Raw genomic sequence first — 20,984 nt, 5'->3', positions numbered from 1 at the left:
GTGTCCCCGCGTGCCGTCCTGGCAAAGCAAAAGCGCAAAGCCCGGTCCCAATCGCCGGTCCGCTTGCCCTTCAGGCACCGGAAGCCCCTGCCGGCACCGCTCTGCAAACGAGTGGGCCCCGGATCTCGCGATGCCCGTCTGGAGTGACACCGGGCAAGGGGTGGCGAGGGCCGGAACAACAACCGTCCTCTCCGCCGTCATCCCGGACGCAGCGCAGCGGAGATCCGGGACCGGGGAGACCAGGATCTGCGAGCCCAGGATCTGCGAGCCCGGGACCGGGAAGGCGATAGAGGCGGGGCGCAAACTGCGGAAACCCATCAGCCGAACTCCCCTTGTACGAACCAGGCCGGGTGCTGGGGCGTGTGGAACAGCCACAGGCGCTGGCCCTGGTGGGTGGCGATGCGCCAGTAGTCGCGCAGGCCCTTGGCCCAGCTGTCGTCCAGGTCCCACCAGGCGGGGGTGATCCGTTCCGGCCCTTCGGCCTCGAACACGGTCAGGGCCCGGCCGCGCCAGCGAAAGCGCCGGGGCGGTTCGAAGCCGGTGCCGGAAATCGGCTCGGGCGCGAACAGGCGGATCGGCCGCGGCCGGTTGGCGGGCCAGGCTTGCGCCGGGCGGCTGTAGGCGGCGGGCACCAGCTTGAAGCTGCGCTCGGGAATGTGGCTGTCGACCGGCTGGAACCGCAGGATGTTGTCGAGGCCCACCCGGTTGCCGAGCTGGGTGATGAGATCATCTAACCCGTCTTTCTCCAGGCCTTCGGTGCGGTCCAGCTGGCGCATGCCGAGCGGTTCCACCTCTGTTGCCTCCAGGCGGATCATGTCGATGCCATAGCCCGCATCGACCGCGCTGACCCCGCGCTCGAAAAGGGCCAGGATCCGTTCCGGGTCGCGCATCGGCCGGGCGAGTTTCAGTTCCACCGCCTGGTTTTCCTGATCGACCCGGCGAAAGGTCAGCTTCAGGCTGCGGGCGCCTTTCTGCGCGGTGTCGAGCCGCTGGCACAGATGCGCGGTCAGCCGGCGTGCCGCAGCCATGACATCGTCCAGAAGGCCGATGGGGTCGGGCAGGGTCATGCGCACGGCAAAGCCCGGCTCCTCGCCAAGGGGAGAAATCTGCTCGGGCAGCGCCCCCAGCGCCTGGTCGAGGCGGCGCAGGACATCAGGCTCGTATCGCCGGGCAACAGTGGCGCGCGGCAGATTGTAGAGCTGCGAAACCGTGGCGATGCCGAGCCGTTCCAGACTGGTGCAGGTCTGGTCGGACAGCCGCAGGGCCGACAAGGGCAGCGGGCCGATGCGGGCAAGGGTCTCGCCGGTCCCGGCAATGCCTTCCGCAAACCGGGACAGCGCCCAGGCCGTTCCCGGGGTATCGGCAAGGCCGAGCCGGGCGGTCAGCCCCGCCCGGGCGAGCCGGGCACGGATATCGTCCAGCAGCGGCTCCTCGCCGCCAAGCAGGTGAGCCGAGCCGGTGATGTCGAGAAAGAGGCCGTTGCGCCCGTCAAGGCCGACCCAGGGGCAGTAGCGGGTTGCCCACCGGGCCAGCAGCCTCAAAAAACGCTGGTCGGCGGCCGGGTCCGCCGGGCGGGTCAGCAGACCGGGGCAGAAGCTGCGCGCGTGAACCAGCGTCATGCCGCGGTTGAGACCGAAGCTTTCGGCACGCGGGCACAGGTCGTAAAGGCGTTCGGAATTGCGGTCGAAGAGGCTCAGCGCAAAGGGTGCGTCGACGGGCCGGGCACGCAGGGAGCGCTCAGCCGCCAGCCTCGGAAACCACAATGACACGATGCGCCGCTGCATCCCAACGTACTACCCATTCCGACAATGTTCCTATTTTGTTCTTTATAAGCGACCAGCGCCAATGAGTCGAGTCGTGACCATTTTGACGAGGCTCCGGTGCAAGACCGGAAGAGGGGGCGGATTGGGCCGGAAGACAGGTGCTGCGCCAGCGGGTTTCGGCGGCATTGCTGCCCGCGCCTTCCGGGATCAGCAGGATGGCCGTGGTGCGTCCGGCCTCGGCCGCCAGCTGCAGCCGGCGGCCCTCCGTCAGTCCGACGGTGCCGGAAAGTTCAGCCACCACCAGCCCGGCGGCGCCGGACCTGAGCGCGGTTTCCGCACTTGCCAGAGCAGTCAGCTGGTTGCCGGCGCGGGTCAGAAGCAGCCGGCCCGGATCGCAGTACGCCGCAAGGCCTTCCGGGTTCACCGTCGGGCGCCAGTCTTCCGAAATCCACACGACGGCCCCCTTTGCCATTCCGGCGGCGATCGCGGCAAAGCTCAACGCGCTGTCGCCGCACACTTCGTGCGCGCGGGCGTGTTTCAACGGAAAGACGGAGGAAAATTTCAAGGACATGCAAGGATCGTTTGTAGCAATCGGTTGAGCAAAGCCTAACTCATGGAAGCTGTTTGCGGAACCGGATACGGTCAGTATCCATTCCAAACAGCCGTTGCCGGGCGCGACCCGGGTTGCTATACGCCCGGCACAACAGGCAGGAAAGCACCAATGACCAGCAGCCTTCTGGACGGCCGGAAGATCAGGACGATTTCCATCGTCGGCAACGGACCGATTTCCGAGGCCGATGCGCCGGAAATCGACAAGGCGGACCTGGTGCTGCGCTTCAACAGTGCGCCGGCCCTCGGGGTTGCGGGCCAGCGGGTCGACGTTCTGATGCTCAACCGGGCCAGGGTCTATATGTCGAAGCGGATCAACCCGCTTGCCCTTGAACGCGCGCCGGAAGTCTGGGTGAACGACATAAAGGAAAACGGCGAGGTCGACTGGCTGTTCGCGCACGAATGCAAGCCGCGCTATCTGGGCTTCGGCCCAACGAACAAGGCGCGGGAACACCTGAAGAGATTCGATCCGTTCGACCGCAGCAACCCGACATCGGGCGCGTCCATCATCGCCGAATTCCTGGATGTTCTGCCGGACGCCGAAATTCACCTCTTCGGCTTCACCCATCAGGGCAAGCAGCACACCCACGACTGGGATGCGGAAAAGCAGTGGGTCCAGCAGCTCAGCGACGAGGGACGGATCCACAAACACCTGACACCAGGGCCGAAGCCCCGGCGGAGCCTCAAGGGCAAGCTGGAATACGCCTTCCGGTTTCTGGAGAAGCGGGCCAAGCATTATCTCCACAACAAGATCCTGCATTCCTCCGAAAGCACGAAACGCCGGATCTTCGGACAGGACGCCTGAGGCGCCAAAAGCATCATAAAGGTATCTGACAAGCACCCGCAAAGTGCCTTGCCGTGTCCGCAGCTCCAGCTTCGGGCCTGCAGGCGATTGAAAAAATCTGCACTTTCCACAGGCCGGTGAATGTCACCAAGAGTTCATATGAACGACGGAACAGTTTCATATGAGCCAACTAAATTCTGCAAAAAGTCCAGCATTAGCCGGGATTGCGGCAAGGGTGGAGCCGTGTCCGGGGGCACGCTTTTACTGTCGGACGAGAACTTGGCTTCCGTAGGAAATGCAGCCCTGGATCCCATCAAGGGTCGGGATTCTTCAAATTTCCTGCGTTCCCTCTTGCGGACGCGGTCAAGGCGTCTTTTAATGTTCATATGAGCGTCATATAACGTTCATATGAAAACAATACGAAACGCAGGCGTTATCGTTTCGGGTGCCGATGAAGCCATTTCGGCACCGAGAGAGAACCAACTGCTGACCGGGGCAAAGACGCCCTGCTAGATGGGAGCAAATGAACATGGCTTATCGCAAGACCGTCGCCAGCCTCGTGGCTGCGGCCGCCCTCCTGGGCACGTCCTCCGCTTCTTATGCGGCCACTGACATCACCTGGTGGCACGCCATGGGCGGCAAGCTCGGCGAAGTGGTTGTCGAAATTTCCAACGGCTACAACGGATCCCAGGACGCCTGCCAGATCACGCCGGTATTCAAGGGCACCTACGAAGAAACCCTGACCGCCGGTATCGCAGCGTTCCGCGCTGGCGAACAGCCGAACATCCTGCAGGTGTTCGACGCTGGCGCCGCCACCATCATCGGTGCCAAGGGTGCTGTCGTTCCGGTTGAAGACCTGCTCAACGAGAGCGGTGCCGAGTTCAACATCGAAGATTACATCGCCGGTGTCCGTTATTTCTATGCCGACAGCAACGGCAAGATGATCGGCATGCCGTTCAACTCCTCCGCTCCGATCCTCTACATCAACGACGATGCGATGAAGAAGGCCGGTGTCGAAGCTCCGAAGACCTACGAAGAGTTCGAAGCAATCGCTCCGAAGCTGAAGGAAGCCGGTTACGTGCCGCTCGTTCAGTCGCACCTGCCGTGGGAATTCGTCGAGAACTTCAAGTCCCGTCATAACCTGCAGTTCGCAACCAACAACAACGGTTACGACGGCGCAGAAGGCACCGAGCTGGTCTTCGGCGAGCCGATCAAGAACCACTTCAAGGCTGCCAAGAAGTGGCTCGACGAAGGTCTGTTCGGCTACTACGGCACCGGCTGGGGTGACAACCAGACCCCGTTCAACGAAGGCAAAGTGGCTCTGTGGATCGGTTCTTCCGGGTCCTTCGGCGGCATCGCCGACACGGTCGACTTCCCGTTCTCCGCAACCTACCTGCCTTACTGGGAAGCAGTTGAAGGCGCCAACAAGGCTTCCTTCATCGGTGGCGCGGCTCTGTTTGCAATGTCCGGCAAGCCGGCTGAAGAAAACAACTGCGTTGCATCTTTCTTCGAATACCTGACCTCTCCGGAAGTCCAGTACATGTGGCACAAGGAAACCGGTTACGTGCCGGTCACCGAAGCTGCCTATGAGCTGGCCAAGAAGGACGGCCACTACGAGCGCACCCCGGCAGCTGAAGTTGGCATCCAGCAGCTTTCCCTGGAAGGCGGCGAGTGGACCAAGGGCTACCGCATGGGCTTCTACGTCCAGATCCGCGACGTCATGAACCGCGAACTCGGCAAGGTCTTCTCCGGTGAGACCAGCGTTGACGACGCATTCGCGACCATCAAGGCCGACGGCGACAAGCTCCTTGAGCGTTTCGCCAAGACCACCAGCAACTAAGCTCGACTTAGTCGCCAGACCGATAGGGGCGCCTTGCGCCCCTATCGACCTTTGAGCGTGGCTGTATACGCATACCAATTCAGCCGAATATCATGCGTTTATGGCCCGGATCGACCGACATTCAGCCAGAGGGGTCTGGGTGGTCGGATGTCGATCCGCAGCGAAATGAATGAAGCCTCCGGCATTAGATCCAATGCCTGATGTTTCGGGCAGGTCGTCCCACAAGGGGAGGCCGGCGCCAATCGTTCCCGGTGGTCGAGAAACGAAATAATGAAAAAAGTCCAGTTTCAGTCTCCGTGGCTGCCTTACCTGCTGCTTCTGCCGCAGCTCGGCATCGTGACGGTTTTCTTCCTGTGGCCGGCCGCGCAAGCGATCCAGTCCTCCTTCTATCTCGAAGATCCGTTCGGTTTCGGCTCGACCTACGTCGGGCTCGATAATTTCAAGGACATGATCACCTCGACCGACTACGGCCGGGTGGCGCGGTTCACGGCGGTCTTCACCTTCTTCGTGACATTCCTGTCGCTAGGGCTTGCTCTTCTGCTGGCGGTCAAGGCAGACAAGGTTCTGCGCGGTGCGTCTTCCTACAAGACCCTGCTGATGTGGGTCTACGCGGTTGCGCCGCCCGTCGCCGGCCTGATCGGCGTGCTTCTGTTCGACCAGCATGTCGGCCCCATCGTTGACTTGTTCGCCCTGTTCGGCTGGAAGATGCAGATAGGCGTAAGCTATTTCGACACCAGCTTTGCCATGATCGTCACCGCCGTCTGGAAGCAGATCCCGGTGAACTTCATCTTCTTCCTGTCCGGTCTGCAGGGCATTTCCAAATCTGTTCAGGAAGCCGCCAGCATCGACTGCCGGTCCGGCTTCAGGCGTTTCTGGACCGTTACCTTCCCGCTGCTGGCTCCCACCGGCTTCTTCCTACTGATCATCAACATCACCTACGCCTTCTTCGACACGTTCGGCATCATCGACGTCATCGTGAAGAATGAGCCCGGCAACAACCCGGTGACACTTGTTTACAAGGTCTACCTGGACGGCTTCCGCGGCAACGACCTCGGCGGGTCCTCGGCCCAGTCCGTGATCCTGATGCTGATGGTGTTCATCCTGACAATCATCCAGTTCCGCCTGATCGAGCGGCGCGTGCACTACACGTAAGGGAGGCGACGATGAAAAAATTGCAGATCTCGGATCACGTCATTCTTCTTCTCGGCGTCTTCTTCATGGTCACTCCGGTCGTGCTGGCGTTTCTGACCAGCACGCACGATGCGATCACCATCTACAAGGAAGGCATCCAGTTCACGCCGGGTGGCAAGTTCTTCGAGAACTATCAGACGGTCCTGTTCGAGGCCGGTGGCTTCACCAAGGAAGTCGACGGCTTCGTCATGCTCAAGAACTCGATGATCCTCGGCCTTGGCTTTGCCATCGGCAAGATCGTCATCTCCATGCTTGCGGCCTATGCCATCGTCTATTTCCGCTTTCCGATGGCAACCCTCTGCTTCTGGGTGATCTTCGCAACGCTCCTGCTGCCGCTGGAAGTGCGCATTTTGCCGTCTTACGAAATCGTCCAGTCCCTCGGCATGGTGAACACCTATTCCGGCCTGATCGTGCCGCTCATCGCTTCGGCAACCGGCACCTTCTTCTTCCGGCAGTTTTTCATGTCGGTACCGGACGAACTTCTGGAAGCCGCCCGCATCGACGGAGCCGGTCCCTGGAAGTTCTTCAAGGACATCCTGGTACCGCTGTCGCAGACCATGATCGCGGCAATCTTCATCATCATGTTCGTCTATGGCTGGAACCAGTACCTCTGGCCGACGCTGATCACCACCGACGAGAGCCTGTTTACCCTGGTTCGCGGCATCAAGCAGATCCTGCAGGTCTGGGTCGGAGCCCAGATCCCGGACTTCAACGAGGCCATGGCACTGGCGATCCTCGCCATCGTGCCGCCGGTGCTCATCGTGGTGATTTTCCAGAGCTGGTTCGTCAAAGGGCTCGTCGAGAGCGACAAGTGAGGTTTTTAGATAAATGGCAACGATAACTCTCGACAAGGTCCGCAAGGTCTACGGCGGCAGTGTGGAAGCGGTCAAAGGCGTTTCCATCGACATCGCGGACGGTGAATTCATCGTCCTGGTCGGTCCGTCCGGCTGCGGCAAGTCCACACTGCTGCGCATGATGGCAGGCCTTGAGGAAATCACCACCGGTGACATCAAGATCGGCGACCGCGTCGTCAACAATGTCGATCCGGCGGATCGCGATATCGCGATGGTGTTCCAGAACTACGCGCTCTATCCGCACATGTCGGTCTACAACAACCTTGCCTACGGCCTCAAAAACCGCGGCATGGCCAAGGACGAGATCGACCGCCGGGTCAAGGAAGCCGCGCGCATCCTGGAAATCGGCGACTACCTGGAACGCAAGCCGCGCGCACTTTCCGGCGGCCAGCGCCAGCGCGTTGCCATGGGCCGCGCCATCGTGCGCGAACCGGCGGCCTTTCTCTTCGATGAACCGCTGTCCAACCTTGATGCCAAGCTGCGTGTGCAGATGCGCGTCGAGATCAAGCGCCTGCAGCGCTCGCTCGGCACCACCAGCGTCTACGTCACCCACGACCAGCTGGAAGCGATGACACTGGCAGACCGGCTCGTGGTTCTGAATGGCGGCAACATCGAGCAGATCGGCGCGCCGATCGATGTCTACGACAAGCCGGCCTCAACCTTTGTGGCCAGCTTCATCGGTTCACCCGCCATGAACCTTCTGAAGGTCAAGGCGGATGGGAACGGTCTTGCTCTTGCAACCGGCACCGGCCTCAAGGGCGCCAATGCAAAGGGCCGTGATGCCTACACCATCGGTATTCGGCCGGAGCATCTCGAAGTGGTGACTGCACCCGGTGAAGGCGAAGGCCTTCATCTGGAAGCCAGCGTCAACGTGCTCGAGCCGGTCGGCGCGGAAAGCTATCTCTATTCCAGCTTTGCCGATGGCGGCGACGAGATCCTGGTTCGCGTATCGAGCCATGCCCGTCATGAGCCGGGCGAGAAGCTTTATCTGCGGGCGGCTCCGGAAAACGTTCACTACTTCGACGCTGAAACCGGACGGCGGATCGACTGATCAGGAAACGTCAGGCGAGGCGGTTTAACGAGGGCCGCCGGACCAGGACAGAGCCACCCCGGGCAACCGGGGTGGCTTTTTGTTTTTGGCCATTCGAACATCCTCCTGACGGTGCTTGTCAGGAGAGCGGCAGGAGATGTCTGGAACTCCTTCGGAAGCTCTGGCAAACACCTCGAAACCGCTTCAGGGAGAAACCTTTGGAACCCTTCAAGAACAACATTTCACCGGATCTGGTGCGCTGCATCGGTGGCCATGTCGCGCAACATCATGCCGATTTTGACCGGTTGGGTTTTGAAGCGGATATCCTGGAAGAGCTGGACAGTCTGGAACTCAAGCAGCGTGCCGCCCTGATCGCAAGGCATCTGGATCATCATCTGCCACGGGAACTGTCTGCCCGCTTTGCCATCATGCAGGCTATGCTGCATCCGATGACGGAAGTCGCCTTCGACAGGGGCAGCGACGAGCAGGGTATCCGAGGATGGGGCATGATGCCGCTCGGCATGGTCGTCGCGGCCAGCGGACTGGAGGATTTCGACGCCTCGTTCGCACTGCTGAAGGAAATGACCAAGCGGGCGACGGCCGAATTCGATGTGCGCCCCTTCCTGGCCAGCGACCAGGACCAGGCACTCGCCATCATGGCGCCCTGGGTGAAGGACGAAAGTGTCCATGTCCGCCGGCTGGTTTCCGAAGGAACCCGGCCGCGCCTGCCGTGGGGCATGCGGCTCCAGGCTCTGGTGGCAGACCCCACACCCACTCTGCCGCTTCTGGAAGCCCTGAAGGACGACCCGGAGGACTATGTTCGCCGGTCCGTAGCCAATCACCTCAACGATATCGCCAAGGACCATCCTGAACTGGTGGCCGATATCGCGAAACGTTGGCTGAAGGGGGCGGACAGGAACCGTGAAAAACTCGTACGTCACGCCTGCCGGTCGCTGATCAAGCAGGGCCACACGGCAACACTGGAAGCCTTCGGGCTCAATCCGCCGGAGATCCGGGTCGAAGGCCCGCATGTCCTGACGTCAGAGGTTGCTTATGGAGGCGCCCTCGGCTTCAACATCGAGCTGGTTTCGACCAGCAGTAAAACGCAGGATCTGGTGATCGACTACCTGATCCATTTCAAGAAGGCCAACGGCACACTGGCGCCCAAGGTGTTCAAATGGACCAAGCTGACACTGGCTCCGGGGGAGCGGCTGACGCTGTCCCGCAGCCACGCCATCCGGCCGATCACAACGCGGGTCTATTACGGAGGCACGCAGGCGGTCAGCCTCAGGATCAACGGTCAGGATTTCGGATTTTCGGAGTTCGAGCTGGTGATGCCGACGGCAATGAACTGATCGCGGTTCAGGAAAGCCGCTTAAGCCTGAGCATCCCCAAAATTCCGAGCGCCGGGCCGATGGCCATCAGGACAAACACGCCGGGCCAGCCGATCAGTTCTGCGCCAAGCGGCGTCAGTTGCACCGTGAAGAAAGTCAGCGCGAAGCCGAGGGCGGTCTGGAAGCTCATCAGGCTGCCGGCCTGGTCGGGCGGAGCGTAGTCGGCGACAAGGGCCGAGAACTGGGCCGAATCCGGCAGGATGGAGGCACCCCAGATGAGGACGCACAGGATTGTCAGCCAGACGGGACCGCCGAAGGTGAGGGCCGAGGCGAGCGCGGCCGTGCCACTGATGACCATGGCGGCAATCGCGATATTCGCCTTGCCGACGCGGTCGGCCATGATCCCCGCGACAACGCAGGCAGCACCACCCGCTGCAATGGTCAGAAACGCGATCAGGCGAGACAGCGGGATCGCGGTTTCTGCGGGCATATGGGCGGAGAAGGAAACGGCAAGGGCAACGCCGATCCAGGCCCACATGGCGTAAAGCTCCCACATGTGGCCGAGATAGCCTGCATAGGCGTAGCGGATCTTTGGGTTTGTCCACGCGGTGAAGATGGCCTTCATCTTCATGCGGGGCGCCTTGGCATGGAACGGCCCGAGGCCGGCAAAAAGGCACAGCACGCCTCCTGCAGCGGACGCAAGAGAGGCAACGCTCAGGCTCCAGCGCCAGTCGGTGCCACCAAGCAAGGCCAGAAGATGAGGGGCGGCGGAACCGAAGGTGAGCGCGCCGACAAGCGTACCGACCAGAAACCCGCGATCCTTCTGGCCCCAGCCGACGGCGATCTTCATGCCGACCGGATAGACGCCAGCCAGCAGGACGCCGGTTGCAAAACGCGCAAGGATAGAGGCCAGGCCACCCGGCTCGACCACCAGCAGGCTTGCGTTGAACAGGGCAGCGGTGATCGCGCTGAAAGCGAAGAACCGCCGAGGGTCGATCCTGTCGGCGAGGCCAAGAAAGGCCGACGCGACGGCGCCGAACACGAAGCCGATCTGGACGGCGCTGGAGAGAGCGGCCTGGGCAAAGTCGGATATGGGAAATTCACGGGTCAGATCGGGCAGGATCGCTGCGGACATGAACCACAGGCTCATGGCGGCGATCTCGGCCAGCATCAGCAGGCCGAGTGATCGCCATTTGCCCGCCATCTCACCCGGCAAGACCCAGTTCCTTCTGCTGCTTCCTGGTCAGCTTGGCCGCGATGATCTTGTGCGCGGCTTCGATATAGGCCTTCAGGTCCGCATCGGACAGCGCGCCTTCTTCTTCCATCTGCACCCATTTGGCACGGGCAAGATAAGGCGCGGGGATCATTCCTACCTGCTGGATGAGCAGGGAATAGGAAATATCGGAGCATTTGAAGCTGAACCGCGGAAAATCGCCTTCGCCCCAACCAGAGCAGATGGCGAAAATCTTGCCGCCAACCTTCCAGACCGATGCATTGCCCCATTGGATCACATGCGTGGTTGCCGGAAGCTTTTTGCAGAAGGCGTCAAACTCGTCGCGGGTCATTGGCGTGCTCGTAAAGTCGTGGGACCGGAAACGGGGTCCGTCGGCAGGAGCGGCAGAGTGGCTTTTCCAGCTGAATCACGCAAGCTGCATCGCAATGAAAAAAACGTGTCACACATTCCAGCCCCGCGCTCTCTAACATTACAAGACACCAAGAGACGGAACACGACATGACGGCAATCAGCGTAAAAACGGAAACGGTCCAGGCGGCCCAGGAAGGTGACAGGATTGCTCTGGAACGGGTTCTGGAGGGCGTACAGGACCAGATCCATCATCTGGCCCGCCGCATTCTGGTCAATCCGGAAGATGCACGCGAGGCGACGCAGGAAATTCTCATCCTGATCCTGACCAAACTTTCAACCTTCAAGGGCGAGAGCCGGTTTTCGACCTGGGTTTACCGCGTAGCCGTTCGCTACCTGGTGAGCGCCAAGAAGGTTCGCGACCGGGATCTCGGACTGACATTCGATGCCTTTGCCGCCGATCTGGAAGACGGCCTGGTGTCTGAGCCGCCCAAGGCGCCGGACGATGTGCTTCTGCTGAATGAACTCAGGATTTCCTGCACCATGGCCATGCTGCTTTGTCTGACCATGGACCTGAGACTGGCCTATGTGCTGGGCGATATCCTGGAACTGGAACACGGCGAAGCTTCCAGCATTCTGGAAATTGCTCCTGCGGCCTACCGCAAGCGGTTGTCGCGGGCGCGGGAAGAAGTGATGGCGTTTACCTCGCGCCACTGCGGCATCGTTTCGGCAAAGGCGAAATGCATTTGTCCGAAGCGGCTTCCTGCAGCCGTCGCTTCCGGCCGAATTCAACCCGGATCCTATCCCAATTCCGCCGGAGGGGCGCAAACCTATCACGACGCCCGGCGGCAGGTCGCATCGGTGATCGACGGTCTGAAGGCCTTTGAACTTCAGAATGCGGTTCCCCGGCAACGTTGCCCTGAAGACATCCGCGTTCAGCTGACCGAGATCCTGTCCCCCGGCCACTGACGCAACCAGACCCGCCAGTAATCGCACAATGCATCAACCAGCCCGGCAACGGGCGGGACTGGCACCGCCTTGCCGATCGAAAGGAAGACCTCCGTGACCCAGTTGAAACAGCTCGCAGCCATGGCGGCCACCGTTGCCGTCGTCACCTTTTCCCAACCCAGCCTCGCAGAAGGAACGAAAGACATGAGCCCGGAACAACAGAACGTCATCACCCTTATCGAAAAAATGACGACCTCCTTTGAAAAGGGAGACATCGATACGGTGATGCAGACCTATGAACCAAGCCAGAGCATTGCGTTCGAGCCCGGAAATCCGGTGTCCGACAGCACCCTGGCGCGCGAACTGTTTCACCAGTTCCGCTCCGTTTCGCCGAAATTCACCTATTCCGGCCACGAAGTGATCGTGGAAGGCGATCTTGCTGTCCACATTGCGCCCTGGACGATGACCGGCACCGATCCGGAAGGAAAACCGGTGGCCGGCGAAGGCCTTTCCATCGCCGTGTTGCGGCGGCAGCCCGATGGCAGCTGGAAGATGGTGATCGACAATCCTTATGGCAGCCGCCTGATCCCGGTCGCGAACTGAGCCGCGTCAGTTAGCCGGTACTGCCGGAGAAACGGTGACACGGGCCTGGCCTGCGCAGCCACGATCTGTTGCGCGCTTGCCAGGCGGGTCGCCGCAAGGGGCCTCGGAGATACTCCGGGGCCTCTTCCGTCTGCGGGGATGACCAAGGCACATCCTCAGGAATTTCATCACGGCCAGCCGGCGTCGTTTACGGGCCAGCCTCTTTCCGAGTTTGAGCAGCCGGACATGCTCCGGGATCTGCTGCGGCCAGAATTCCGCATGATGCGGATAGAGCGATCTGACAGGATCGTCCCAGGCGGGCAGGCGGCTCACACAGTGTTTTTTTCGCAATGGCAAGGAATAGGGAATGAGCATCTGCTGCTCCCTTCAATTTTGATTTTGTTGAAGAGGTATTTGCAGATAGTCTCACGAGACGCGTCTATTCCCATGTTTTCTAATTGAAAACGAGATTTCAAAAATGAAACGAAATATCGATTGGGAAGATCTTCGACTGTTCCTGGCTGTCGCGAAAGCAGGCGGCCTTGCCGGAGCGGCTGACAAGACCGGCGTCAGCTCCGCAACGCTCGGCCGCCGGGTTGCCGCTCTGGAGAAAAGCCTCGACGTTCGCCTTGTGGAGCGCGAGGCGCGAGGTTACCAGCTGACCGCTGCCGCACATGATCTCCTGCGCTACCTGGAAGACATGGACCAGACCGCCCGCAGCATCGATGCGTGGAAAGAAGGAGAAGGCCTGCGCCGGAGGATCCGGATATCGGCGGGAGACTGGACCGCGCGGCTGCTCATCGACAACCTGTCGTCCTTCTGGACCCCAGACGCGGGCTGGCTGCCGGAAATCCTTGCGGATCTCAGAAACCGGGACATTGCCCGCCGGCAGATCGATATCGGTATCCGCAACAGCCGGCCCAAACAGGCCTGGTTGGCCGGACAGAAGGTTGGAAAGGTCCAATATGCCGCCTATCAGGCTGCAAAGGTTTCGAACGCTGCGGAGCTTGGTTGGGTCGGGCTGGTGGAAGACGATGCCCATTCGCCGACGGGTCTCTGGCTGAAGGAGAACCATGGCACTGATGCGGTAATCACCGTCAACAAGGCCTCGCTTGCTCTTTCACTCGTACGAAAAGGCAATGCCCGCATGCTGTTGCCGACCTTTGTCGGCGATGCATATCCCGATCTGATGCGCATCGACGGCCCGTTCGACACCATGGAAACCGAGCGGTGGCTGGTCATGCATCAGGACGAGCGCCATGTACCAACAGTTCGCCAAGCGGTATCCGCTCTGACGAAGTTCTTGAAAGAGAACCCGATTTTGTCTTCATTCTCCTGAAAAATTCACAGAACAGTGAAAGCAAAAATGGGTGAAAGCATGGCTCCTTGAATCAATTTTAACGAAGCTCCATATTTAATCATGAAAGGAACCGGTTGGTTCCGGTCCGGATGCCTTGAAAGGGTCCGGGCGCAAGGTCGCTTCGACAAGGACTTTGAGGATGTCACGCATGTCAGCGTTTTCTAGCCCGTTCATGCTCGGGTTCGACGATATCGAGCGCGTGCTCGATCGCGTCTCCAAGGCCGCCAACGACGGTTATCCGCCCTATAACATCGAGAGACTTCCGAAAACAGAAGATCAAGGCGATGTCATTCGGATCACCCTGGCGGTGGCAGGGTTCACACGAGAGCAGCTTGAAGTCTCGGTAGAAGAGAGTCAGCTGGTCATCCGGGGGCGTCAGGTAGACGACAAGACCCGGCAGTATCTGCATCGCGGCATTGCCGCCCGTCAGTTCCAGCGGGCCTTTGTCCTGGCCGAGGGGATCGAGATCCTCGGAGCCGACTTGAAAGATGGGCTCCTGTCCATCGACCTGGCACGCCCGGAACCGGAGCGTGTCATCAGAAAAATAGAAATCTCCAGCGGCGAATGAACGCTCGTCGGCCAACATATGGAGAATGACTGATGCAAAACCCCAATAGCCCGTCATGGGCAGACCGCACGCTACTTTCCGAATTCATGTCGGTCGATGAACTGACCGAACTGGGCACCGGAGATGTCGCCTACATCAAGCCGATCAAGGCCCGGGATCTGAAGGAAATGTTTCCGGATGTCCCGCCGCTGCACGACAACATGACGCTTTACGCGCTTCTCAATGCGGACGGTACGCCGATCCTGCTGGCAGACAGCCGCGAAGCTGCCGTTGCCAATGCCTTTGAAGCAGAACTGGAAATGGCGTCACTGCACTGACGTCAACTGACAAGACTGCGTAACGAATGCGACACCGGCCATCTGGCCGGTGTTTTTGTTTTTGAGGCCCTGTATTGAGTGGGGCCGGGTCTTACTGCTTCACAGGTGAGCGCTTCCAAATGGTGAAGCTCGGGGCCTTTGGTTATCGAATGAAGGTATTCCCCACAAACGAAACGCCCGCAGGAGCAGGACTTCTGCGGGCGTTCTTGTGTCGGGCGGGAGGCCGGCCTGATCAGGTGAGGGCCGGTTCCCGGGTTTCGGCCTTTGCCTTGGCAGCAGGTTCACCGCCATCTGCCGGAGGTGTCTTCGGTCGTTCGGACGGTCCGGTGGAGGAAGTCGCAGGCGGTTTGCGCCAGGGCTGGCTCTTGTACCAGCCAGCCACATAGGCAACGGCAATCAGCGCCACGAAACCGAGCAGGTTCGACAGGATCTGCGGAAGCCATTCGCCGCGGCCCCAGACCATGTCGCGCAGGATGCCCGCAGCCTGGGCAATGACCAGGCTTGCCATGAACACGGGCAGTGACTGCTGTCCGACCTTCTGGACAACACGCACGAACCGGCCCCAGATCTCGCCATGTCCGAGCAGGCGTCTGCCGTGCTCACCGGCAGCAACCCAGGCCAGATAGGCTAGGGCCAGGAAGTGCAGGTAGCGGAACAGGCCGAATTCCGTCTTGATCCAGAGCGGCTTGATGATCTCGCGGATTTCGCGGGCCCAGACCAGGTTCAGGTGATTTTCCTGATAGGCGCGGAAGTAGGCGAAGGGAACCGTGGCGACAAGCACCACCGCGCAAAGCACGATCAACGTCTTGCTGACGGGAGGTGCCGGTATCCAGCCACGCATGAACGCAAAGCCGGTGAAGAACAGCATCTGCCAGGCGAAGGGATTGAAGAACCATTCCCGGTCCGACCAGGGCTCGGCCGGCAGGCTCAGAAGGTCGAACTGGGCAGCCAGCCACAGGCCGATCGACAATGCGAAAGCGCCCGGTACGGAATAGCGGGCGACAAGCATGATCGCCGGGATCAGCGACAGGATCACCACATACATCGGCAGAATGTCGAAGTAGTTGGGCACCCAGGTCATCGTCAGCAACCCGGGCAGGGCCATTTCGGCGTTGTCATAGAGATGCAGGAGGTTGAGCGAGGCGACATAATTTTCTTCCAGGCCGCAGCACTCAGCCAGGTAACCGCTGTTCTGAAGCATGACAAGGCCGACGGCGAGGACCAGGAACTGGCCGATATGCGCCCAGTACACCTGCCACATGCGGTGCAGGATGCGTGCTGCCCCCATGCCCCAGCCATGAACGTCGAAGATCTTGCCGAAGGCGAGCGCGGAGGCCATGCCCGAACAGAAGACGAAGATTTCAGTCGCATCGGAAAACCCGAACCGGGCGGGAATCCAGAGCGTCCACCAGTTCCAGGGCAGGTGGGCAACGTAGATAATGAACATTCCAAGGCCGCGGAAGAAATCTAGCCGCGGATCGCGTGGGCGTTTCGTTTGTGTGTGAGCGTTCACGTTGGGTCCAGAGATAATTGGTCAGTCGAGTGCCGGCAGTGGGTCAGACCGAGCCGGTAGCCCTGAGTTTTTGGTCTTCCATCACTCGGTGGGCGCGGTGCATTTTGTCGCATATTTCAAGACGTTGTTCGGCGAATCTGTCCAGTGCACCGCGTTTGTGCGTCCGGCTGTTGAGCAGCCGTTCCGCATCTTCCGGCATGCCTGCCCGCAGGGCTGCATCGATTGTGATTCGCTCGAAGACATCGCGCTGAGCGTGCGAGCCGCCGACCATGTATAGATTGTCTCTCGCCGAGTCCAGCAGGGCAAAGGCGGAGGCATAATTGCCCTTCCGGTACTGTTCCAGGCCGAGGCCGGTCGGCAGTCCGGTTTCCGCGGTAATTCGGCCAAGATCCGTTTCGGTTTGCGCCCGTTCCTTCAGTCCGGTCAGCAACCGCTCGGCACCCATGCGGCGACCACCGTTCAACAGGGCCAGCAGGTAATGCAGGTCGGCGAAGACATTGCAGCCGTCTTCGGCGCGCTTGTCGGACAAAAGTGCCAGCTCGTCCCAGCGGGGGCCAGTATCGACCCCTTCAAGCTCCAGGCGGACAAGCAGCGAGGCCGCATTGGAAATGTCCCGGTAGTCGTCGGTCTTGTCCTTGCGGATGTCGGTGTCATAGAGCGCAAGCGCCTTGTCGGCCTGGCCCTGGTCCAGATACATCAACGCCAGGTGCCACCAAACGTGATAGCCGAAGTTGTTGCAGTGGGCCCAGCCTTCCGGCTGTGTTTCCAGCCAGCCAGCCCCTTCTTCGGAGCGGCCGGTCATGTCGTGCACATGGGCGACGGCGTGAAGGCCCCAGGCATCATCGCGGGCAAATTCCAGTCCCTTGCGGCCGGCAGCTTCTGCCAGGCGGTAGTCGCCGGTTTCTTCCAGAGAAAACGCCCGGCAGCCAAGCATGTAGCCATAGGCCGGGTGGGTTTCGCCATAGGCCGCATGCACCCGCTCGATCGACTGGCGCATACCCGTGGCATCGCCCAGCACGAAGCGGATAGCGTGAACCAGTTTCATGATCAGGGCATCTTCGGGAACCGTTACCAGCACGGTATCTAGAAGGTCGGCAGATCTTGTGGGATATCCCTGCAACCAGGACCCGAGGGCGTCGACCACGGCAAGTTCGCGTGCCGTGACCGGCGTATGCTGGACCGAGGTTCTGGCAATCGCCAGGCATTCCTGTGCCGTCGCTGTCAGTTCCTTTCGGCCGAGCAGCAGGCAGAAAATCCCGCGTGCTGCATGCCCAAGCGCGAAGTCCGGCGCCAGGGCGAGGCATGTCTCGAGATGTTGGGGAGTAGTCCTGCCATGCGCCAGAAAGGCTTTCACGGTCTCGTTCCAGGCGGTCAAGGCTTCCTTGTCCGACAGGGTAAGCTCATATCCGAATTGATCAGTTAGACGCATAACAGGCCTTTTTGTTTCTCATTCCGGTCCTCTGAAACCGGGTCCCGCCAACTGCGGCTGTAAATGGCCGGATGGCTGAATATTCCTATCCAAAATCCGCAGGCGGCACTTGAACTGCAAAACACAAAAAGGTGTTGGCAATGTGTAGGTGAAGAAAAGATACCTTCGTTGCGAAATTAAGGCGGGAAGTGCAAGTCTTCGTATCGAGGTTTTAAAGTCGGATCTGCGCGGGAGCAGGAACACATGGCCTTGGCCATCGGGAAAACTCAAGCAGCTGTTGTCGCCATTGCGGGCGGCCTTCTGGCCATGGTCGCACTGGGGGCCTATGGCGAAGCCGGACCGCGCCAGGCAGTGGCGGTCCTGATCGGCGGTCTCGCAGGCCTGTCGCTCTATCATGCAAGCTTTGGTTTCACGGCCGCATGGCGACGGATCGTCACGGAAAAACGCGGCGGGGGGCTCAGGGCGCAATTCGTTCTCATTCTTCTGACCAGCGCGGTTTCCTTTCCCCTGATTGCCTGGGGACACGCGCTTGGCTGGCCCACGGGCGGCTTCGTCTTTCCCTTCGGGGTGGCAGCTGCCTTCGGTGCCTTCCTGTTCGGTCTCGGCATGCAACTGGGCGGCGGCTGCGGATCCGGCACGCTGTTTACCGCCGGTGGCGGTTCCACCCGCATGATGATTACCCTGGCGTGCTTTGTCCTCGGGTCAGTGGCTGCCACGGCGCATCTGCATCTCTGGGGCCGCTTGCCCAAATTGCCGCCGAAGTCCCTCATCCGGGAATTCGGCCCGCATGGCGCTTTTCTTCTGACCGCGCTCATCCTCGGCCTGTTGGCAATTGCAACCATCATCATAGAGCGGCGCGCTCATGGCTCGATTGCCCAACCGAAGCCGACAGTTTCGTTTCTCAGCGGTCCCTGGTCCCCCATGCTGGGTGCGGTGATGCTGGCGATCGTCGGCATTGCCACATTCGTGGTGATTGGACGCCCCTGGGGCATCACCTCTGCCTTTGCGCTTTGGGGCGGCAAGCTTTTTCACGCGGCAGGCGTGCCGGTGGACAGCTGGCCCTACTGGACCTGGCAGCGCGGAGCTTTGGAAAACCCCGTGCTGCGCGACACGACCTCCGTCATGGACTTCGGCATCATTCTGGGTGCAATGGCGGCGGCGGGCCTCGCCGGACGCTTTGCTCCGGTCTGGCGTCTGAACCGCCGCGACGTGCTGACGGCAATCGCGGGCGGGTTGATGATGGGCTACGGCGCCCGCCTGGCGTATGGCTGCAATATCGGTGCTTACCTGGGCGGTCTGGCGTCGGGCTCGCTGCACGGCTGGCTGTGGCTGGTCTTTGGCTTCCTCGGCAGTCTTGCCGGAACCCGCTTGCGCTTGCGGCTTGGCATGGACTGAAGACGTCCTGAAGCACACCGCATTGTGACGCGTTCGTGAGGCAGGCCCCGCTAGAGTGCGCGGCATTGCAACATCGCCTGCGGGAGAAAGAAAATGCGTCTGTTTGCCCTGGTTGTCGTCACAAGCCTGTTTGCCGTCGGATTGGCCAGAGCGGACAGCCTGACCGATCGCGAAGGCTGGCAGGTCCTGCCCACGACCAAAAGTTACCCTGCGCTGGTTTATGATCTCAAAAGTGCGATCGAGGGAGAAGGCATGTTGCTGGTAACCCAGGCCAGTGCCTCGGACGGTGCGAAGGGCAGGGGAATTACCATTCCCGGCAACCGCATCATTGGCGTCTATCGCAATGATTATGCCGTCCGGATGCTGGAAGCCTCCGTTGCCGCGGGTATCGAAGCACCGATCCGGTTCTATGTCACCGAAAACACCGACGGCACCGCAACGCTTTCCTGGAAAACGCCCGGTTTTGTCTTCGCACCCTACATGGACGAGGGCGGCCCGGCCTTGCAAGAACTTGCAAGGGAACTCGATCAGGTCTTCACCTCTATCGCCGACAAGGCTGTTGCCGCACAGTGACAGTCCTGTGAATTGCGTAATCGATTGGCAACCACGCCTTGTTTTTGGGCTTGTGAAACTGTCTGGGCGACCCCACACTCTTAGTGTGTTCAACAACTGAAAGGAGGTGTGCCCATGTCTAATGAGTATCGGTGCGTGGCCCAAGTGTCTGGGCGGAATCGAACGGTGCTGGAGCAGCCTCTGGTAGTGAGAGATTTCGCTGGGATCTGATCCGGGACCTGTGTCACGTCGATCTCATGGGAGGGCCGCTAGCGCGGCCCTCTTTTGTTTTTGAAGCCTCGTTGGCCTGTTGAGGGCCTACCTCGTTCCATATTTCAGACGGTCATCCCGGACGCAGCGCAGCGGAGATCCGGGATCTTGGGGGCTGGACAGCCGACCGGCGTGCTGACGGAACTCAGATCAGGCCGACAGACTTGCGTACATCCTCGTCGCGCAGCGAGCAATCCACACCACGGTAGGCATCGCCCGCGGGCGTGCACAGCCAGCAGATGGCTTCACCGACCCAACTGGCCGGAATATGCACCGACGGATCCAGCTGGCTGACCGGGTTCAGTCCGGAGGCCTTGATATCGACCTGCATCTGCGTTGCGACCGTGCCCGGGCTGAGGCCGACGATGCGCAGGCCCTTGTCACCGAATTCCTTGTCCGCACAGCGGGTGAGGGAAAGCGCAGCCGCCTTGGAAGCACAGTAATGGCTCCAGCCTTCCAGCGCACTGACCGCAGCTCCCGAGCTGATGTTGACAACGGTACCGGCGCCCTTGGCCAGCATATGCGGCGCCACGGCACGCAGGCCGTAGTAGACGCCCTTCACATTGATATCGATGACCTTGCCCCACTCCGCCGGATCGCTGTCCTCGATCCGGGAGATCGGTTCGATCACGCCGGCATTGTTCACCAGGATGTCGAGGCCACCATAGGTGTCGATGGCCGTCTGTACTGCCTTGACCACCTCGTCATAATCCGCGACGTCGCAAACGACTGCCGTCGCATCGCGACCTTCCGCGCGGATTTCGCTGGCGATGCGTTCGATATCCGTGCCGGAGCGTGCCGCCAGAAGGACCTTGGCACCATATTTCGCCAGGCTGCGGGCGGCAGCTTCTCCAATGCCTCGGCTCGCGCCCGTCACCAGGGCAACTTGTCCCGACAAATCAAACATGTAACGTTCCCGTTCTGGATGGGCCTTTACGGCCTCTGGACCTGCCGGTATTCGCGGACGTTTGCACAAACGTCGGAATGCGGGCGGGTTCTGACAAAGGTTCGAGCGTCCTGCATTCAGCGGAATTCAGGAGGCTCTGGTTGATCGACAGCGGAC

At 60.6% G+C, this 20,984-nt stretch carries 20 protein-coding genes; 13 read left to right on the top strand and 7 right to left on the bottom strand.

Annotated features, from left to right (window positions below; all coding sequences use genetic code 11):
- Window positions 1–317: 317 nt before the first annotated feature.
- Complete coding sequence (locus B0E33_RS08435; RefSeq protein ID WP_022999625.1) at window positions 318–1,784, bottom strand: Y-family DNA polymerase; 1,467 nt, start codon at window positions 1,782–1,784, stop codon at window positions 318–320.
- Window positions 1,738–2,334: an ImuA family protein gene (locus tag B0E33_RS08430; RefSeq protein ID WP_022999626.1), complete on the bottom strand. Its 597-nt coding sequence runs from the start codon at window positions 2,332–2,334 to the stop codon at window positions 1,738–1,740. The genes B0E33_RS08435 and B0E33_RS08430 overlap by 47 nt, the downstream gene beginning before the upstream one ends.
- Window positions 2,335–2,484: 150 nt before the next feature.
- Here B0E33_RS08430 and B0E33_RS08425 point away from each other — a divergent pair, with 150 nt between their 5' ends.
- The 6 genes from B0E33_RS08425 (at window position 2,485) to B0E33_RS08400 (ending at window position 9,426) form a co-directional block, all read left to right on the top strand.
- Window positions 2,485–3,177 (top strand): glycosyltransferase family 29 protein, encoded by a 693-nt coding sequence (locus B0E33_RS08425; RefSeq protein WP_077290935.1) that lies wholly within the window; start codon window positions 2,485–2,487, stop codon window positions 3,175–3,177.
- Window positions 3,178–3,685: 508 nt separating this feature from the next.
- On the top strand, window positions 3,686–4,996 hold the full coding sequence (locus B0E33_RS08420; RefSeq protein ID WP_031268865.1) for an extracellular solute-binding protein: 1,311 nt from the start codon (window positions 3,686–3,688) through the stop codon (window positions 4,994–4,996).
- A 270-nt stretch (window positions 4,997–5,266) separates the two neighbouring features.
- Window positions 5,267–6,148, top strand: a complete 882-nt coding sequence (locus tag B0E33_RS08415; RefSeq protein ID WP_055657334.1) for an ABC transporter permease subunit — start codon at window positions 5,267–5,269, stop codon at window positions 6,146–6,148.
- An 11-nt stretch (window positions 6,149–6,159) separates the two neighbouring features.
- The gene (ugpE, locus tag B0E33_RS08410) at window positions 6,160–7,002 is read left to right on the top strand and encodes a sn-glycerol-3-phosphate ABC transporter permease UgpE (protein WP_022999630.1); all 843 of its coding nucleotides are present in this window, start codon (window positions 6,160–6,162) and stop codon (window positions 7,000–7,002) included.
- Between the two features lie 13 nt (window positions 7,003–7,015).
- Window positions 7,016–8,092, top strand: coding sequence for a sn-glycerol-3-phosphate import ATP-binding protein UgpC (locus B0E33_RS08405; RefSeq protein WP_022999631.1), 1,077 nt, complete (start codon window positions 7,016–7,018; stop codon window positions 8,090–8,092).
- Window positions 8,093–8,289: 197 nt separating this feature from the next.
- Complete coding sequence (locus B0E33_RS08400; protein WP_077290934.1) at window positions 8,290–9,426, top strand: DNA alkylation repair protein; 1,137 nt, start codon at window positions 8,290–8,292, stop codon at window positions 9,424–9,426.
- 7 nt (window positions 9,427–9,433) lie between these two features.
- On the opposite strand, the gene B0E33_RS08395 is transcribed toward B0E33_RS08400, so the two are convergent.
- On the bottom strand, window positions 9,434–10,621 hold the full coding sequence (locus B0E33_RS08395; RefSeq protein ID WP_208997788.1) for an MFS transporter: 1,188 nt from the start codon (window positions 10,619–10,621) through the stop codon (window positions 9,434–9,436).
- Window positions 10,611–10,970, bottom strand: a complete 360-nt coding sequence (locus tag B0E33_RS08390; RefSeq protein WP_077290933.1) for an MmcQ/YjbR family DNA-binding protein — start codon at window positions 10,968–10,970, stop codon at window positions 10,611–10,613. Before B0E33_RS08390 ends, B0E33_RS08395 begins: the two co-directional genes overlap by 11 nt.
- A gap of 167 nt (window positions 10,971–11,137) precedes the next feature.
- On the opposite strand from B0E33_RS08390, the gene B0E33_RS08385 reads away from it, so the two are divergent.
- From B0E33_RS08385 to B0E33_RS08360, 5 genes are all read left to right on the top strand, one after another.
- Window positions 11,138–11,956, top strand: a complete 819-nt coding sequence (locus B0E33_RS08385) for an RNA polymerase sigma factor (protein ID WP_077290932.1) — start codon at window positions 11,138–11,140, stop codon at window positions 11,954–11,956.
- 93 nt (window positions 11,957–12,049) lie between these two features.
- Complete coding sequence (locus tag B0E33_RS08380) at window positions 12,050–12,538, top strand: YybH family protein (RefSeq protein ID WP_156912361.1); 489 nt, start codon at window positions 12,050–12,052, stop codon at window positions 12,536–12,538.
- A 457-nt stretch (window positions 12,539–12,995) separates the two neighbouring features.
- Window positions 12,996–13,856 carry a LysR family transcriptional regulator gene (locus B0E33_RS08370; RefSeq protein ID WP_077290929.1) on the top strand — a complete coding sequence of 287 codons (861 nt, stop codon included), beginning with the start codon at window positions 12,996–12,998 and terminating at the stop codon, window positions 13,854–13,856.
- A gap of 160 nt (window positions 13,857–14,016) precedes the next feature.
- Window positions 14,017–14,445, top strand: a complete 429-nt coding sequence (locus B0E33_RS08365) for an Hsp20 family protein (protein WP_006934007.1) — start codon at window positions 14,017–14,019, stop codon at window positions 14,443–14,445.
- A 32-nt stretch (window positions 14,446–14,477) separates the two neighbouring features.
- Entirely contained in the window at window positions 14,478–14,762 is a 285-nt protein-coding gene (locus B0E33_RS08360) for a BQ00720 family protein (RefSeq protein WP_031268868.1), read from the top strand.
- Between the two features lie 232 nt (window positions 14,763–14,994).
- On the opposite strand, the gene B0E33_RS08355 is transcribed toward B0E33_RS08360, so the two are convergent.
- Window positions 14,995–16,275: an OpgC family protein gene (locus B0E33_RS08355; RefSeq protein ID WP_208993848.1), complete on the bottom strand. Its 1,281-nt coding sequence runs from the start codon at window positions 16,273–16,275 to the stop codon at window positions 14,995–14,997.
- A 43-nt stretch (window positions 16,276–16,318) separates the two neighbouring features.
- Window positions 16,319–17,704, bottom strand: a complete 1,386-nt coding sequence (locus B0E33_RS08350) for a tetratricopeptide repeat protein (protein WP_055657352.1) — start codon at window positions 17,702–17,704, stop codon at window positions 16,319–16,321.
- Window positions 17,705–17,947: 243 nt separating this feature from the next.
- On the opposite strand from B0E33_RS08350, the gene B0E33_RS08345 reads away from it, so the two are divergent.
- Together B0E33_RS08345 and B0E33_RS08340 are read left to right on the top strand one after the other, a co-directional pair.
- Window positions 17,948–19,099, top strand: coding sequence for a YeeE/YedE family protein (locus B0E33_RS08345; protein ID WP_077290928.1), 1,152 nt, complete (start codon window positions 17,948–17,950; stop codon window positions 19,097–19,099).
- 93 nt (window positions 19,100–19,192) lie between these two features.
- The gene (locus tag B0E33_RS08340; protein WP_077290927.1) at window positions 19,193–19,672 is read left to right on the top strand and encodes a DUF302 domain-containing protein; all 480 of its coding nucleotides are present in this window, start codon (window positions 19,193–19,195) and stop codon (window positions 19,670–19,672) included.
- 394 nt (window positions 19,673–20,066) lie between these two features.
- Here B0E33_RS08340 and B0E33_RS08335 read toward each other — a convergent pair whose 3' ends face one another.
- Window positions 20,067–20,828, bottom strand: coding sequence for an SDR family NAD(P)-dependent oxidoreductase (locus tag B0E33_RS08335; protein ID WP_077290926.1), 762 nt, complete (start codon window positions 20,826–20,828; stop codon window positions 20,067–20,069).
- Window positions 20,829–20,984 lie beyond the last annotated feature (156 nt).

This window comes from Roseibium algicola (genome assembly GCF_001999245.1).
GTDB lineage: Bacteria > Pseudomonadota > Alphaproteobacteria > Rhizobiales > Stappiaceae > Roseibium > Roseibium algicola.
This window is presented reverse-complemented; position numbering and strand designations above follow the sequence as displayed.

Excerpts from the sequence above, each read along its gene's own strand:
- B0E33_RS08360 (WP_031268868.1), top strand. The coding sequence starts at position 14,478 with ATGCAAAACCCCAATAGCCCGTCATGGGCAGACCGCACGCTACTTTCC.
- B0E33_RS08365 (WP_006934007.1), top strand. The coding sequence starts at position 14,017 with ATGTCACGCATGTCAGCGTTTTCTAGCCCGTTCATGCTCGGGTTCGAC.
- B0E33_RS08370 (WP_077290929.1), top strand. The coding sequence starts at position 12,996 with ATGAAACGAAATATCGATTGGGAAGATCTTCGACTGTTCCTGGCTGTC.
- B0E33_RS08405 (WP_022999631.1), top strand. The coding sequence starts at position 7,016 with ATGGCAACGATAACTCTCGACAAGGTCCGCAAGGTCTACGGCGGCAGT.
- B0E33_RS08350 (WP_055657352.1), bottom strand. The coding sequence starts at position 17,704 with ATGCGTCTAACTGATCAATTCGGATATGAGCTTACCCTGTCGGACAAG.
- B0E33_RS08425 (WP_077290935.1), top strand. The coding sequence starts at position 2,485 with ATGACCAGCAGCCTTCTGGACGGCCGGAAGATCAGGACGATTTCCATC.
- B0E33_RS08385 (WP_077290932.1), top strand. The coding sequence starts at position 11,138 with ATGACGGCAATCAGCGTAAAAACGGAAACGGTCCAGGCGGCCCAGGAA.
- B0E33_RS08345 (WP_077290928.1), top strand. The coding sequence starts at position 17,948 with ATGGCCTTGGCCATCGGGAAAACTCAAGCAGCTGTTGTCGCCATTGCG.
- B0E33_RS08420 (WP_031268865.1), top strand. The coding sequence starts at position 3,686 with ATGGCTTATCGCAAGACCGTCGCCAGCCTCGTGGCTGCGGCCGCCCTC.
- B0E33_RS08335 (WP_077290926.1), bottom strand. The coding sequence starts at position 20,828 with ATGTTTGATTTGTCGGGACAAGTTGCCCTGGTGACGGGCGCGAGCCGA.
- B0E33_RS08430 (WP_022999626.1), bottom strand. The coding sequence starts at position 2,334 with ATGTCCTTGAAATTTTCCTCCGTCTTTCCGTTGAAACACGCCCGCGCG.
- B0E33_RS08390 (WP_077290933.1), bottom strand. The coding sequence starts at position 10,970 with ATGACCCGCGACGAGTTTGACGCCTTCTGCAAAAAGCTTCCGGCAACC.
- B0E33_RS08340 (WP_077290927.1), top strand. The coding sequence starts at position 19,193 with ATGCGTCTGTTTGCCCTGGTTGTCGTCACAAGCCTGTTTGCCGTCGGA.
- B0E33_RS08435 (WP_022999625.1), bottom strand. The coding sequence starts at position 1,784 with ATGCAGCGGCGCATCGTGTCATTGTGGTTTCCGAGGCTGGCGGCTGAG.
- ugpE (WP_022999630.1), top strand. The coding sequence starts at position 6,160 with ATGAAAAAATTGCAGATCTCGGATCACGTCATTCTTCTTCTCGGCGTC.
- B0E33_RS08415 (WP_055657334.1), top strand. The coding sequence starts at position 5,267 with ATGAAAAAAGTCCAGTTTCAGTCTCCGTGGCTGCCTTACCTGCTGCTT.